The sequence below is a fragment of the Pandoraea communis genome (assembly GCF_902459745.1).
Classification (GTDB): Bacteria; Pseudomonadota; Gammaproteobacteria; order Burkholderiales; family Burkholderiaceae; genus Pandoraea; species Pandoraea communis.
In genome coordinates this window covers 885,692-901,791 of the sequence record NZ_CABPSJ010000002.1, presented here as the reverse complement: position 1 = coordinate 901,791, position 16,100 = coordinate 885,692, and the positions used below count along the sequence as shown (strand labels likewise).

Below are 16,100 nucleotides of genomic sequence, written 5' to 3'. Positions count from 1 at the left end.
CAACTCCTGTTGAGTTGCGAATAATAGGAGCGTTATGGACCCGCGAGAAGAAGGCACACCCGTGATACCGCCGAAGACGCCCTCATTTGACGAACTCCTGCGACAGTCGCAAGAGGCTTGCGACGCACTGAGCACAGACGACGACGGCCTCAAGCGCGAGATACTGACGCATGCGGGGAATCGCTGGTCGCTGGGTGTGGTGCATGCCTTGGGGGTGGCGGGCACGTTGCGCCACGCGGCGCTTGCGCGCAGGCTCGATGGCGTGACGCAACGCATGTTGACGAGGACCTTGCGTCAGTTGGAGCGCGACGGTTTGATCGTCAGGCACGACCATGGCGAAGTGCCGCCGCGCGTCGATTATTGTCTGAGCGAGTCAGGACGAGGACTGCTGGTGGGCATGCTCCCGCTCTGGCGATGGGTTATCGACAATGCGGCCGGTTTTCGCGATGCCCGGCAGCGATACGACGAGAAATCGCCATCGAAGCATTCGTCGCCAGAATTGTCGCGGCGGCAGGAATAGTTTGCTTTTACCCGCTACCCGTAGCTGTCAAGATTCCATTCGGCCCACGAACTTTTTGCAGACCTTAAAACACGGCGCGCAATGCCGTTTGTCACCGAAATTTCATGTCGGACAAGTAATCTGACTCGCATTTGCCAAAGGTTTGGTTCACGCGGCCCTTGGTGTTTGGACGGGCGCGCGACAGAAGATGACAGCTGATCGGGCATCGACAAGTTGGCTGGCGCTGGCGGGATGTTCGATTTTCCTGGCGCTGACTTCGGCGATTTCGCCGGTGCGTGCGAACCCCGCAATAGGGCAGGTCGCGCCAGTGCAGGAGACCGAATCACGCATCGACTTCGATATTCCGGCGTTAGCGCTGACCGACGCGCTCCAGCGTTATGGCGCCACGGCGCGTCAACCGGCGCTCTATCGCAGTGAAATCCTCGCGGGACAAATCTCAACGGCCGTTCAGGGCAGATATTCGCCCGAGGCCGCCCTGCATAAATTGCTCGAAGGCACGGGCCTGACGGCCGAGAAATTCAATATGGGGCAAGGCAGCGCGTTCATCCTGAAGTCAGCGAGTGATAGTGCCGCCGTGCCGTCGCCCAATGGGCTGGGCAATCTGACCGGCTATCCCGGATTTGTGCAGGCACGCGTCTGGCAGGCGTTGTGTGGCAACCCGCTGACCGTGCCCGGCCGCTATCGTGCCGTGCTGCGCTTCGAGCTTGACGCCTCCGGGCACATCCAGCATCCCCGCCTGATCGGCTCGACGGGCGACCGTCGCCGGGACATCGCAGTACTCGAAACGCTACGTGACCTCCGAATGGACGCCGCACCGCCCAAGGACATCGCGCAACCCGTCACGATGTTGCTGCTGCCGCGCGATGCCGAATTCGGCATGTCGTGCGACGCCGACCCGGCAGCCAGGGCGGGCTCATGAGCGACGACACGCCGCCGATGGTGCTGGTGGACTATCTTACCAAGCACTACACCACGCTCAAGTCGCGCATGACACGCCTGCTGGGCAACGGCGATCTCGCCGGCGATGCGCTTCAAGACACCTGGCTGCGCGTGCACAGTCGCGAGGAAGACGAGCCGATCCATAGTCCGGCAGGCTACCTGTTGCGCATGGCCGTCAATATCGCCGTCGACATACAGCGCCGTCAGGGGCGAGCCCTGCCGCTCGACGAAATCGCCGAACTCATGGACATGGCCGATCCCTCGCCCGGACCGGAGCAGATCGCGGAGGCACGCTCCCGCGTGGAGGCGCTGCGTCAGTTCATCGACGCCATGCCCAAACGGCGTCGCCAGATTGTGCTGATGGTTCATTGGGACGGACTGGAACAAAAGGAAGTGGCTCGTCGGCTCGGCGTTTCGCTGCGCACGGTCGAGTCTGATCTGAAGCGGGCGCACGACTACCTGATCGCCCGGAAAGACCGATGATGAAAATAATCTGCGGTTCCCCAGGGGGATCGTTCGTCCTTGCATATGAGGCCAAATTTCAGGCAGCCCGCCTGCCACTCGTGCATGCCAGATCCTTCCCGGATGGCGCAGTCTATGGGGAAAACGCGTGAGTTCCGCTGACGACAACCGCGGCCCGTCGTCGGGCGACCTTGAGCGCCAGGCATGGGCGTGGCTGCGTCGTCTAAGCTCGGGTGACGTGACGTCGTGGGATGCCGACGCGTTCAAGCGCTGGCTGCACACCAGTCCGGCGCATCACGCTGCCTTCAGCGAGGCCAGGCAGGCGTGGGCGTTGATCAAGCCCGCCGCGCGCGAGGTGCTGGTGAGCAATCCCGAAGCGGCCCGGCAGCATGTGCGCGCGCTGAATGGACCGAATCTCGGCCGCCGCGCGTTTCTCGGTGCGGCCGCGAGCGCTGCCGTGGTCGCCGGCGTTGCCGTGCTGCATCCCCCTGCCGGCCTTTGGCCCGCCCCGGCAGCGTGGGGGGCCGATTTCCGCACGGCGACCGGCGAGCAGCGCACGATCTCGGTGGCGTCGAGGGTGAACGTCATGCTCAATACCGAGACCAGCATTCGCCGGGAAACCGCAGGTGCGAAAATGGTCGGTATTCGGCTGCTGACCGGGGAGGCTGCGGTCGATGTGGCGGCGGGCGGTGCCGCCTTTGCCGTCATCGCCGGTGCGGGGCGCAGCGAAGCCAATGCGGGACGTTTCGAAGTGCGCCGTCTGGCCAGCGGTGTTTGCGTGACGTGTATTGACGGGGCCGTGAGCGTCGATCACCCCGCCGGCCGCCATGTCTTGAGGGCCGGTGACCAGACCGTCTACGACGACGCGACGGTTGGTCGCGTCAGACGTGTCGCGGTGGCCGATGTCTCCGCATGGCGCAACGGTATGCTGGTGTTCCGCGAGACGCCGCTCAGTCAGGTACTCGACGAGATCAACCGTTACCGGCGCGGCAGGGTGGTGCTGATGAACGCATCGCTGCGCAGCCAGCCCGTGAGCGGGAGCTTCGACATTACGTTGCTGGATATGGCCGTGGCGCAACTGGAGCGCACGTTCGGCCTGAATGCCCGCGCTTTGCCGGGCGGATTGGTCGTACTTTCCTGACGTCTTCGCAGCGACGTGGCCGCCATGTCGTGTCGCTGTCTCTTACAGAAAAAATTCTTCGAAATATTCTGCGGGTGGATGGGTTCGCCGTTCGTCCTTGAGCATGGGGTTGCGTTGTCATCATGACGATACGTCGTGGGTGTCCGGCGTACCCCGATGAACAGGACTTCCCGGCACGGGGCGGGCGGTCGAGTGGTATGGACCCTTTACCGGCAGGATTTGAGATGAGCACACGCGGTCACACGGGCGCAGCACGAAAATTACGGTATCCTAAACAACTGAGAAACGTGTTTCGTGCAGCACCGATGACGCGTGCTATTGCCATGGCGCTGGCGACGGGCGGCATGTTCGTCGAGGCGCATGCGCAACAGGCTTTCAGCGCAGGTTGGTTCGCCGCTCGGGGCGCTGCACAGAATACGGCGACGCAGACCGGCAGACTGCCTAACGGCATGCCAGTTTCATCGTTAAATACGCCGTCCGAGCAACAGCGTCTTGCGAACGTTCAACTGCAACGCTCCATCGATAATCTGGGCATCACTGCGCAGGCCATCGCGGCGCAGCAATCGATGCAGTCCGCCGCCAGACAGGCCGCGCAGAACGACGCCTCAGTGCCGGACGGTTTGACCGCCGGCGGCCTGAAAGTCGACTCCAACAGCCTGACGCAGGGCTGGATCAACGCCAACGCGCCGACCCAGACCGTGTCCGGCGGCAAGACCACGGTGTCGGTGCAACAAACCGCCGACAAGGCCATTCTGAACTGGGAGACGTTCAACGTCGGCAAGAACACCACGGTCGCTTTCGAGCAGCAGCGCGACTGGGCGGTGCTCAATCGCGTGAACGATCCGAAAGCCCGGCCGAGCGTGATTCAGGGGCAGATCAAGGCAGATGGCACGGTGCTGATCGCCAACCGGAACGGTGTTGTGTTCACGGGGTCCAGCCAGATCGACACGCGAAATCTCGTGGCGGCGGCGGCCAACATCAGCAACGACCAATTTCAGAACAACGGCATCTATGGTGTCGGGGCCAGCACCCCGACATTCACCGGGGCTGCGGGCAAGGTGGAGGTATTGGCCGGTGCGCAGATCGCGACGCGCGCACCCGGCGCGTCGACCGACGGTGGCGGATACGTGTTACTGCTCGGTAAGGAAGTGCACAACGCAGGAGACATCGCCACGCTCAAGGGGCAGGCGGTGCTGGCGGCAGGCGACAGCTTTGTCATCAAGCGCGGTGTCGGGACCAACAGCAACCCGGCGTCGACCACACGCGGCAGCGAGATTACGCCGCAATTCGCCGCCAACAGCGCGGCCGGACTCGTGACCAATTCGGGCCTGATCATGGCTCGCGAGGGCGATGTCACGCTCGCCGGGCGCGATGTCCAGCAAAACGGCGTGGCAATTGCCACCACATCGGTCAACACGCGCGGCACGATCCATCTATTGGCCGTGGGGGCCGATAGCAAGATCGCCGTTGGGCGCGGGGCGGCGACCGCCATCGTGATCGATGGCAACGGCAGCGCGCTGGACAGTCAGCGCAGCGCCTTGCTCGGGCCGCCCGTCGAGGGGGCCTACAACATTACACCGGTCGACGACCGTCGCGACCAGTCGCGTATCGAGATTACCAGCGCGGGCACCGTCGACTTCCTGCAGGACTCGCTGACGCTTGCGACCGGCGGACAGATCATCGTCAACGCGGCGACACGCAGTCTGGTGCGCGACGGCGCCCAACTCGATGTCTCCGGTGCCGTCGGCGTCAATCTGTCGATGGAGAGCAATAACGTCAAGGTCAACGTTCAGGGCAACGAGCAACGCGATGCACCGGGCAATCGCGGCAGCAAACTGCTCAACAGCAATGATGTGTGGATCGACCGCCGCAAAGTCGTCTTCGTTCCAAAGGGCACGAACGGCTACGACAGCGACCGCTGGTACACGGCAGGCGGCCTGCTCGAAGTCAGCGGCTACCTCGGTACCCAGGGACATAGCGTTGGCGAATGGATGGCACAGGGTGGCACGCTGACCTTCGGCGGCGCGGACGTCGTTACGCAATCGGGGTCCAACATCAATTTGTCGGGCGGCACGTTCAATGTGCAGACCGGCTATCTGAAGCAGACTTGGCTCAAGGGTGCCGACGGAAGTCTGTACGAAGTATCGAAGGCCCCGGCCGACCTGCTTTACACCGGCATTTACAAGGGCTTCGAGGATGTCCACGCCCGCTGGGGTGACCGCGCGACCCGCTACTACGCCACACCGCTCATCGCGCCGTCGACACGCCTTGAGAATGGCTACACGGTCGGTCGCGACGCCGGGCGACTCTTGGTCTCGACCAAGAGCGCGGTGCTCGAAGGCGGCATTGTCGGCAACGTCTTCCAGGGTGCCCGGCAGACACAAGCCCCGGCACCGGATCTCGACGGGTACAACCAGTCGCAGAACACCGTCGCACGTCAAGGGCAGTTGATCGTCGGCAAGTATCAGTCGATGTACGACAAGACCAGCGGCCTGCTCTACGACAACCTGAGTGCGGTGATGAACGAGGTCGACTTGCGCGACACGCAAGCGCGCGTTGCGGCCGGGTTGGATCTCACCACGGCGACACCCGCTGAGCGTCAGGGCAAGCTGGTGCTCGACACGTCGCAGCTCAACGGCTTTTCGCTCGGCGCGATACGGCTTGCCGCCAAGGACCGTATCGAGGTCGGCGGCGACCTTCAGGCCGCGTCCGGCGGTCTCGTCACCTTGTACGGCAACGACGTGGCGGTGAACGCCAACGTGAGCGCGCACGGCGGCCGTATCCAGATTGGCAGTCTGCTCAGTCAGATGGATACGAACGGTCTTGTCAACACCGTCGTCAATTCCGTCGCGCCCGTGGGCAACGTCACCCTGGCCCAGGGCGTGAAACTCGATGCGAGCGGCCTGTGGAGCAACCTGGTGACGAACCCGGACCGGATCGACGGTCTGCCGTATCGCGATGGCGGCAGCGTTGTCATTCGCGGCAGTGGCAACGTGAGGCTGGGGCAGGGCAGTCTCATCGACGTTTCCTCGGGGGCGACGCTCGCGAGCGACGGTAAATTGCAAGGCGGGCGCGGCGGCGATGTGACGCTGGCGGCAACAGGCGACAACGCAACGCTTGCGCTGGGGTCCGATGCCGACCTTCGTGCCTATGGCTTCGGCGGTGGCGGCACATTCGACGTGCTCTCGCAGAAGGTACTGATCGGCGATGCACTCGCAGCGCCGGATGCGGGAACCCTGACGCTCGGCGGCGACTTCTTCAACAAGGGGTTCTCCAATTATCGGGTGAACGGTGCGGTAGGCCTGAGCGTGAGCGATGGCGCGCATGTCGATGTAACGATGCCCGTCTATCGACGTGCCGACGAAGCGCGCGATCTGACGACGGCAAACGACCTGCGCGACAGGTTCACGGTGTGGACTCCGCAGTTGTATCAGGAGAACGCTGCCAAGGCGGTGCTCACCCAGCGCAAAGGCGCGAGTCTTGCCCTGCAAACCGGCAACTACCTCTCGACGGCGCAGGACATGGCGACGGCGCAGTTGGTCATTGGAAAGGGCGCTGTCGTCAGCGTCGACCCTGGCCAGTCGATCGCATTGAGCGGCATCGGCCAGATCACGGTGAATGGCACCTTGGACGCCTGGGGCGGCAACATTACATTGGGCGACATGAAGGACAATGCCGTGGTGGCCGAGACGGTCAACGCGCACGGGCATGCCCGCTCGATCTGGATTGGCGAGAGCGCCGTGCTGGACGTGGCGGCCCGGGCGGCGACGGCGAGCGACGCGCGTGGCAATCCCTACGGACTGGTGCGCAACGGCGGCAATATCGTCATCGGCGCAGAGATCGATCATGTTACCGGTAGCGCGACAGGCACGCACCTGTTCGTCGTCGTGCGTAACGGTGCCGTACTCGATGCTTCCGGCGCGCAGGCGAAGCTCAACGTCGACGGTCAGGGCGTAAGACAGGTCACGACCAACGGCGGCAATATCTCGATTGCGTCGAACAATGGCCTGTATCTGGACGGTGCGTTCAGAGCGGCTGCCGGTGGTGCTGGTGCGACGGGGGGCACATTCTCCGTTGCGCAGGTGAGTGCGGCCTATCTGAAGCAGGCGGCGACCGAGCGCGTGCTTGCATCGCGTGAATGGACTGTTGAGCAAGTCCAGAGTGAGGGCCCCTTGCACGGCATGCTGACGCCCGCACAGGCCGCCGCCGCACTGACTTATGGGTACGGCCGATTGTCCGTGGCACAGATCGAGGCAGGTGGCTTCGATAACTTTTCCATCCTCGGGCAAGTTGGATTTTCTGGCGATGTTTCGCTCAAGCTCAACCAGAATCTGCAGATCTACGGCGGCCTCACGACGGCGAAAGGCGCTGCCGCGCCGTCGAACGTCCACCTCGATGCGTCGTACCTGCGTCTGGCTCAGGCACGTTTGAATGCTCGGGACGGGTACGTCGTCCCGGGCGAGGTAACGCCTGCGCCGCGCCCGCTCATTGGCAAACTGGATGCGAAAGCCAACCTCATCGACGTTCGCGGCAGGGTGGCCGTCGACGCCGGTAACATTGAGTTGACCAGCCGTGGCGACTTGCGGTTTATGCCCACCAGCGACGGTTGGAATGGCGGGGAGCCCGTCACGGTGCTGGCCGGTCCCGGAGACATCACGCTTCGCGCCGCGCAGTTGTACCCGGGCACCGGTGCAGGTGCTGCGGTCAGGGCCGGCTACAGTGTTGTCAAGGGTCTGGCCGGCTACGACCCGGCGCGTAAGCTGAGCGTCGCACGCACCACTGATGTCATTCCGGAGCTCCCGTATTCGGCATTCGGTTCGCTGTCGTTGCTGGCCGCGAACGTGGAACAGGGCGGTGTGGTCCGTGCACCATTGGGACGCATTCAGCTTGGCACACCGGGTTATGACGGCGCGAACAGCCTGGCCGTCCGTCTTTTGCCCGGCAGCGTGACATCCGTGAGTGGTGCCGGTCTCACCATGCCCTATGGGGGCACGCTCGACGGTCAAAGCTGGACTTACAACGGCAAGGACGTCACCTTCCAGGGCGCGGGCGGCGTTGCCGGCTTGGTATTGGCGGGGAAGTCGGTCAGCGTTGAGCGCGGCGCGCTGGTCGACCTTTCGGGCGGTGGCGACCTCATGGGTGCCGGCTTCGTGTCGGGGCGAGGCGGTTCCACCGACGCGCGCTTCTATCCGCTGATGCAGGTTGGTGCGAATGGCGGATTCGTCTTGCCGGATTCGAAGACCAACCCGGTCTACGCCATCGTTCCTGGCGTGCAAAGGGCCTACGCACCGTCGGCAGGCGGCACTGGCGATCCGGCCATCGGCCGCCAGATCACTATCGGCGCGGGCGTGCCCGGTCTGCCCGCAGGCACCTACACGTTGATGCCTTCGACTTACGCGCTGCTGCCGGGCGCGTTCCGCGTGGAAATCAACGGACGTGCGGGACAAGGCGCGGGCGCATCGGCGCAGGCCATGCGCAACGGCTCGTGGTCCGCTTCCGGAACCCTGTCGACGGCAGGCACCGGGTCTCGCGACAGTCTTGCCAGCCAGATGATCCTGACACCGGCGAATGTGTTGCGTACCTACTCGCAATACAACGAGACCGACTATGCCACGTTCGCGATAGCCGATGCGGCGCGGCGCGGTATTCCGCGTCCCGCGTTGCCGGTCGACGCCAGAACGCTTCAGTTGGCGCTACAGCCGGGCGACGGTGCCAATGCCTTCCGTTTCGATGGCACGGGCCGTTTCGATGCGGCGCAAGGCGGCTACGGCGGCACGGTGTCGGTATTGACGCCGATAGGAAGCGCTGGGATTCAGGCGCTGGAAGTCGTGGCCGCGAACGCCAACGCCACGCCCGGATTCCGGGGCGTCACGCTGCGCGCGGACAGCCTGAACAATATCGGCGCGTCACGCATTGTGCTTGGCGGTATGCCAGCGACAACCTATGGTCAGGGGGGCAACTACATCAGCTTCGGCTATGACATGCCCGAGCAGCTCTATTTGCGTAGCGGCGCGATATTGTCGGCACCGGAGGTGTTCCTCGTGGCGGCGGATAATACCGGAAATCCGCTCGCGGGTGGTCTGATTCGCGTGGAGCAGGGGGCGGGCATCAACACGCTCGGCCGGGGCAAGGTCGCTTACGACGCGAACGACGGATTCATCTATCAGGCAAACGGCTATGTACTCGCGGCGTCCAACGGGCTGGTGAATCTCTTGCCGTCCAGTGCTGCCGCGCGAGGGGGGATCGAGATAGGCAACTGTCCCGGTGGCGCATGCACCGGCACGACAACGCTCTATTCCGAAGGCACGATCGCTGCCGCAACGACCGGCTCGTTCACGCTCGACGACGCTGTGCGCTACGGCACGCGCAATCTCACGCTTGCGGTGGGCGCCATCAACGTCGGTACCTCGCAAGCGCTTGCCGAAGCGCAGGCGAACGGTACTCGCGCGAACGGTCTGGCGATGAACCAGAGTCTGATGGACCGACTGCTGCGCGGCGACACGTCGACAGGTGCCCCGGCATTGGAGACGCTGACACTGAGCGCGGCGAACAGCGTCAACTTCTACGGCGACGTCACGCTCGATACCTACGACAAGACAACCGGCAAATCCGTGCTGAGCCGTCTGGTGCTCACCACGCCGGCCATCTACGGGCAGGGCAATGCCGCGACGGCGGCCACTATCCGTACCGCTAACTTGATCTGGGGCGGGGCGCAGAGCGAGCCCGGCGCCGTGATCACCAACGGGGCAGGCACCGGCAGCGGCGCGTTGAATCTGGAGACGGAGCGCTTCGAGTTCGGTTTCGGACCGTTCTCGCAACCAAGCAGCATCAAGTCGTACGACCGTCTGGCGCTGGGTTTTGCCAACGTCAACATCAGCGCCAGCGATCGCGTGACGTCGAATCACAAGGGCAGTTTGTCCGTGTATCAGTCAAAGGGCGCCTATGACGCGTTGAGCGGCTTCCAGTACAGCGGCGGTAACCTGAACCTGACGACGCCACTCATGACGGGGGCGGCCGGTTCCTCGAACCGGATCACCGCTGGCGGCGCGGTTTCCGTGGCGGCGCCCGCAGGTGCGGTGCCGGTCGATCGCTCGCGGGATATCGACGCGCTGGGCGCAGATCTGACACTGCACGGGGATAGCTTGCGCGTGGCGACGGCCGTGGTGCTGCCTGGCGGCAAGCTCACGCTGATTGCCGATAAGGATCTGACGCTGGCCGACGCCGCGCAGATCGATCTGGCAGGGCGCAAACGCAGCTTCTTCGACGTCGACAAATTCACCTGGGGAGGCGACGTTGTGCTGGAGAGCCGTGGCGGCAACATCTTCCAGTCAGGCGGGTCGACCATCGATCTGTCCGCCGTCAACAGCAGCGCGGGCACGCTAAAGGCCATCGCCCTGGATGCGGCAGCGGGGCAAGTGGATTTGGAAGGCCGGATTCTCGGCAACAGCAGCGGCCGCTACGATGCCGCCGGCACGTGGGTCCCGTTCATGCCGGGCAGAGTGGAGATCCGTGCGCAATCGCTGGGCGCCGGGTCGCCGGATGCGCAGTTCGCGGCGCTCAACACGCGGCTGAACGACGGTGGCGTGTTCGGCGGGCGCAGTTTCCAGCTCAAGCGCGGCGACCTGACCATCGGCAGTGAACTCAAGGCGGGCGACGTCAACGTGTCGGTCGATAACGGCAGTCTGACCATCGCCGGCATGATCGACGCCAGCGGCGAGCGTGTCGGGTCGATCCGGCTCGCGGGGAAAAACGGTCTCGCGCTGGCCGATACTGCAGTGCTCGACGCGCACAGCACCGTATTGCGCGTGGACAGTTACGGCAAGATCATCGACAGTCCGAACCGAGCCATCGTCGAACTCAGTTCGGGCAATGGCACCCTCACCCTGGGGCGTGGCGCACAGATCGACTTGCGTCACGGCACGAATGCGGCGTTCGGCACGGCAGCGGGGCAGAACGACGGCGTGCCGCGCGGCACGCTCACGCTGAACGCGCCGCGCCTGGGGAGTCAGGGCAGCGTGGGCGATGCCGATGCCGCCACCTACGGTGACGTTGCCATCGACGCTCGCAGCGGTCTGACCATTCGCGGGGCCAAGTCCATTGCACTGAACGGCATGCAGCGGTACGACGACGCCCCATATGCCACGCTCAAGGATGCCAATGGCAACGTCCTGCTCGATGTGAACGGCAAGCCGGTGCTGGAACTGGCGGCCGGCGGGCGCCCGTATCAGGTGATCGATCAGGCGTACATGGACGGCAAGCACGCAGACAGTACGACCTTCATCGACCACTCACTGGCCAACGGCAATTTGCTGAACGTGAAGATGGCGGGGCTCAATAACGCCGACTACCTCGGCGCGTTGCATTTGCGTCCCGGCGTGGAGGTTGTGAGCAAGACCGCCGACGGCGACATGATCGTTCGCGGTGACCTCGATCTGTCGGGCTATCGCTACGCGAGCCTCAATCCGCTCTCGGCGAAGACCAACGTCTACGGTTCTGGAGAGGTGGGCATGCTCACCGTGCGGGCGGGCGGAAATCTCGATATTTTCGGCAGCATCAACGATGGCTTCTCGCCGCCGCCGATCACCAAGGACGATAACGGGTGGAAGCTGCTGCCGGGCATGAACTTCGGCGGAGACGACATCGTCGTGCCGGGGCTGGGCGTGACGCTGGCCGACGGTACCGCGTTCCCCGCCGGGGCGATCCTCAACTACGACTTGCCGATCAAGGGCGTTGTCATACCGGCCGGTACGCGCATGCCGGTGACAGTGACGCTCGACGCGCCTCTGACATTGCCCGCCGGCACGGTACTCACGGGCGCCGTGCGCGACAGCGCGGGCAATGTCTTGTTTGCGGCTGGCACGCTGCTGAAGACGTCGGTAACGCTTGCCGCCGATTCCCGGATCGACCCTGGCTCGGTGTTGCCGTTGGGCGTGAGCGCACGCGCCATGCTCTGGCCTAAGGGCGTGCCGTTGCTAGGAACACCTGATCCGGGCGAAGGCGATCTGAAACGAAACGTGGTGTTGCTCAACGGGGCACAGGCGCTTGCTGCGGGGGCGGTGATCCCGTCAGGTACCGACGTGAAACTGCTCGCGGGGGTCGACTCAATCGAGCTGCGTCCGGAGATTGCCGGCCGGCAAGGCAAGTCGTGGGCCATTGCCCAGATGCTGCCCGAGGGATCTCAGTCGTGGTCGCTGCGGCTGGTCGCGGGGGCCGATACAACTGCGGCCGATAGCCGGATCGTACAAACGCGTCCGGTGCATGGGGACCTGCGGCTGGCAGACAGCCACTACGGCATGTACGGCAAGGGTGTGCCACCCAAAGGGGTTCAGTACTGGACGCAGGAGGCGGCGGATTTGGGGATTGACGGCATTGTGGCAGGCGAAAAGATCGACGAGGCCCTGCTCAAAAAGCTGGGTGTCGACTCCTCCGTCGATGATTTCTGCTCGGATTCACCGGCATATTGCGTCCTCAAGGTCAGCTATACGTGGACGCAGCAAGGGATCGACGAATGGGGCGATCCGTCGCTCCATGTGGGTGACGTGCTGGACCCGGTCAAACTCGGCTGGCCGACGATGTGTGATGAGAACCCGGGGTGGTGTACCGCGCCGGGCATGACGTACAACTACTACGCGACGAGTCAGCGCTTCAGCGTCTTGCGCACTGGCACGGGCGATCTTGAATTGCTCAGTGGCGGCAACATGCGAATGGACTCGTTGTACGGTGTCTACACCGCCGGTACGTCGTCGGCCAAGACTCGCCCGGATGATCCGTACAACCTGCCGCGAGCGAGAAGTGCGGCCGGCACCGTGCTCAACGAGCCCGCAGGCAACAATGAAGCGTTTGTCGACGGTGGCGCCGACAGTGTGTATCGCGCCTGGTATCCCGATCAGGGCGGCAACCTGTCGCTGCGTGTCGGCGGCAATCTGACGGGGTCGATACTGCAACCGAGCGCGTGGATCAGCCAGCGGCCGCTTCCGGGCGACGGCGGGTACGACAGCGCCAGTGTCAGCAACTGGTTATGGCGTCAGGGCAGCGATGGCGTGGCCACCGGCACCCAGGCGCAACCGACGGCGTGGTGGATCAACTTCGGCAGTTTTGTCAGCGCATTTGGCGGGGGCGTGAGCCGACTGATCGGCTTTACAGGGTTCGGGACGCTGGGCGGGGGCAATCTGACGGCGCAGGTCGATGGCGACGCAGGGCAATTGACGAGGCTTGTCGGCAGTCGTTTCTCTGAGGTGGTGAACCCGCGCCCACAAGGGCTGGTGCTGGCTGTTGCGAGCACCGGCCGTGTCGCGGCGGACGGCAGCATGACGTTGACCGGTGGCGGCGACCTCGATTTGCGCGTGAGCGGCGCGGTGAATCCTGTTGGCAGTAATTCTCTCGACCACGCGAACGGCGTGGTCAGCAACCTGCGCGGTCACACCGAGATCAAGGCCGGCCAACTGGGTACGATCGACCTCGTCTACGGCAACGCGTGGTTACAACATACGGCGGGCGAGACCCGCGCGTTCGATCCCTTCCGATCCACGCGTGGCGACATGAGAGGCGGATTCACGTTAGTGCCGGGGGATTCGACGTTCAACCTGTCGACCCTGTCGGATCAGGTCACGCACGACGTCGCCGATCCCGGCCGGCTTCCAATGGACTATGCCTCGCCGTATATCAGCAAGACGGGCATTTACGGTAGCGGCTGGAGCTGGTTCACCTTGTGGACGGATCGCACGGCCATCGATATGGTCACCGCGGGCGGCAACCTCACGCCGGTCAACACCTCGGTCGGCACGTTGACGGATGAGGCCGTGATGTATCCGTCGACGCTGCGTGCTGTAGCGGCCAGTGGCAGCCTCTACTACAGTAAGCCGGGGCTCGTGCAGGGCACCACTAACGACGGGTTCCCGGTCTTGCTGGCACCGTCGTCTACGGGTGGTCAGTTGCAGTTCCTCGCCGCTGACTCGATCTATGCAGGGGGCTTCACGGTCAGCCAGTCCGGGGCGTCGAAGCGCGCGATTGCGACGCCGCAACGGCCCGCGTATCTGTCCTGGTTGCTGCCCGTGGGTGGGTCGATGGCACAGACACCGGACGCCACCAATCTTTCTGGCGACGGTAATCGCGCGGGGCTCGGGATGTTCCCGCTGTTCGCATTCGACGCGAATTCTGCGACGGGGCAACCGAATGCCGGCGCGATCCCGGCGCTCTTCTATGCCGTGGATGGTGATCTGGTTGGGGTGAGTACCGGGCGGATCATCAAGTTCGCCGGCACAGGCACTTTCTTCGAGCGGGAACCGCGGCGCGGCCGCACCTGGTATGAGGGTGCACAGCCGGTCCGGATGCTGGCGGGACGCGACATCGTGCGAAGTGGCAACCTGCTGCTTGAGGGAGGCTCTGGGGCCATTGCAAGCGGTTTCGATTTGAGCTACACGGGCAATCTGTTCGTTCATAACAACGCGACCGACGTGTCGGTCGTCTCTGCCGGACGCGACATTCTCTATAGCTCATTCAACGTCGCCGGTCCGGGCACGCTGGATATCAGCGCCGGGCGCAACATTCTGATGGAAGACCGTGCTGCGGTGACCAGCGTCGGACCTGTCACGACAGCCGATACGCGTCCCGGTGCGAGCATCGCCATGCAGGCGGGTGTGGGTGCCAAGGGGCTGGATTATCTCCAGTTCGTGAAACCCTATCTGGACCCGGCCAATCTGGCGCGCACCGGCGTGCCGTTGGCTGATCAGGCGGGCAAGGTCGTGAAGACCTACGAAGCGGAATTGGCGACGTGGCTGGCCGAACGTTACGGCTTTTCGGGCACCGGAGACGAAGCCCGCGCGTACTACCTCGGATTGCCGGCGGAGCAGCAGAGGGTTTTTGCGCGCGATGTCTATTTCGCCGAACTCAAGGCTGGCGGGCGCGAGTACAACGATCCGGCCAGCCCGCGCTACGGCAGCTTCCTGCGCAGCCGCAATGCCATTGCCGCGCTTGCCCCGGACACCGATGCGAATGGCAATCCCACGGCGTACGCGGGCGACATTCTGATCTTCCGGGGGAATCGGGTGATCTGGGACCAGCAGAATCAGGTGAACATTTATGACCCGCGCAGTGGCTACATCCGCACCAACTACGGCGGGGGCATTCAACTCCTCACGCCGGGCGGGCGCCAGGTCTTCGGTATCGAGGGCGCGGCGCCGCCGGCAGAGTCCGGTGTGCTTACGCAAGGCGGCGGCAATATCGAGATGTTCTCGCGCGGCAGCATTCTGCTCGGCCAGAGCCGGATCATGACGACCTTCGGAGGCGGCATTCTTGGCTGGTCGTCGGAAGGGGATATCAACGCGGGGCGCGGTTCGAAGTCCACAATCGTCTATACGCCGCCCAAGCGTGAATACGACCAGTGGGGCAACGTGAAACTGTCGCCGCAGGTGCCGAGCACCGGCGCGGGGATCGCCACACTCAACCCGATTCCGGAGGTGAAGCCGGGCGACGTCGATCTGCTGGCGCCGCTAGGGACGATCGATGCCGGCGAGGCGGGGATTCGGGTATCGGGGAACATCAATCTGGTGGCGCCGCAAGTGGTGAACGCAGCGAACATCCAGGTGCAGGGGAAGTCGACCGGCATTCCGGTCATCGCTGGCGTGAACGTGGCGGCACTCACCAACGCGAGCGCCAGTGCAGCGCAAGCCGCCTCTGCCGCGCAGGACGCCGTGCAGCGCGAGCGAAGCGCCGCGCGTGCATCGCAGCCGTCGATCTTCACGGTGCGTACGTTGGGGCAGGGGAATGCGCCGGAAGCAGGGGCAGACGCCGGTAAGGTCTTGCCGCTGCGCTCGCCGTTGTCGCCCGAGACGGTGCGCTACAGCGCCTCAAACCCGGTGCAGATCGTAGGGCTGGGCGAGAAGGTCGATCCGGCGCTCTGGGCACGTCTGAGCGACGCGGAACGCCTGGCGTTGCGGCAGGACCGATAGGCGGTGGGTGAAGCGTGGTCATCGAACTGGCGCTCATGCGGGCCTTCGTGGAAGCGGACATCCGTTTCGCGATTCCGGCCATCGTGCAATA

At 64.2% G+C, this 16,100-nt stretch carries 5 protein-coding genes; all 5 read left to right on the top strand.

What is annotated here, in order from left to right; all coding sequences use genetic code 11:
* Nucleotides 1-34 precede the first annotated feature (34 nt).
* The 5 genes from PCO31110_RS10580 to PCO31110_RS10560 all read left to right on the top strand — a co-directional run bounded on the left by PCO31110_RS10580 (nucleotide 35) and on the right by PCO31110_RS10560 (nucleotide 16,009).
* Nucleotides 35-520: a winged helix-turn-helix transcriptional regulator gene (locus tag PCO31110_RS10580; RefSeq protein WP_150690381.1), complete on the top strand. Its 486-nt coding sequence runs from the start codon at nucleotides 35-37 to the stop codon at nucleotides 518-520.
* A gap of 187 nt (nucleotides 521-707) precedes the next feature.
* Nucleotides 708-1,439 carry a TonB family protein gene (locus PCO31110_RS10575; RefSeq protein WP_150690380.1) on the top strand — a complete coding sequence of 244 codons (732 nt, stop codon included), beginning with the start codon at nucleotides 708-710 and terminating at the stop codon, nucleotides 1,437-1,439.
* Nucleotides 1,436-1,942, top strand: coding sequence for an RNA polymerase sigma factor (locus tag PCO31110_RS10570; protein WP_150586899.1), 507 nt, complete (start codon nucleotides 1,436-1,438; stop codon nucleotides 1,940-1,942). Before PCO31110_RS10575 ends, PCO31110_RS10570 begins: the two co-directional genes overlap by 4 nt.
* Nucleotides 1,943-2,069: 127 nt before the next feature.
* Entirely contained in the window at nucleotides 2,070-3,062 is a 993-nt protein-coding gene (locus PCO31110_RS10565; RefSeq protein ID WP_150690379.1) for a FecR family protein, read from the top strand.
* A 305-nt stretch (nucleotides 3,063-3,367) separates the two neighbouring features.
* Nucleotides 3,368-16,009, top strand: coding sequence for a filamentous hemagglutinin family protein (locus PCO31110_RS10560; protein ID WP_150690378.1), 12,642 nt, complete (start codon nucleotides 3,368-3,370; stop codon nucleotides 16,007-16,009).
* The last annotated feature ends 91 nt before the right edge of the window (nucleotides 16,010-16,100 follow it).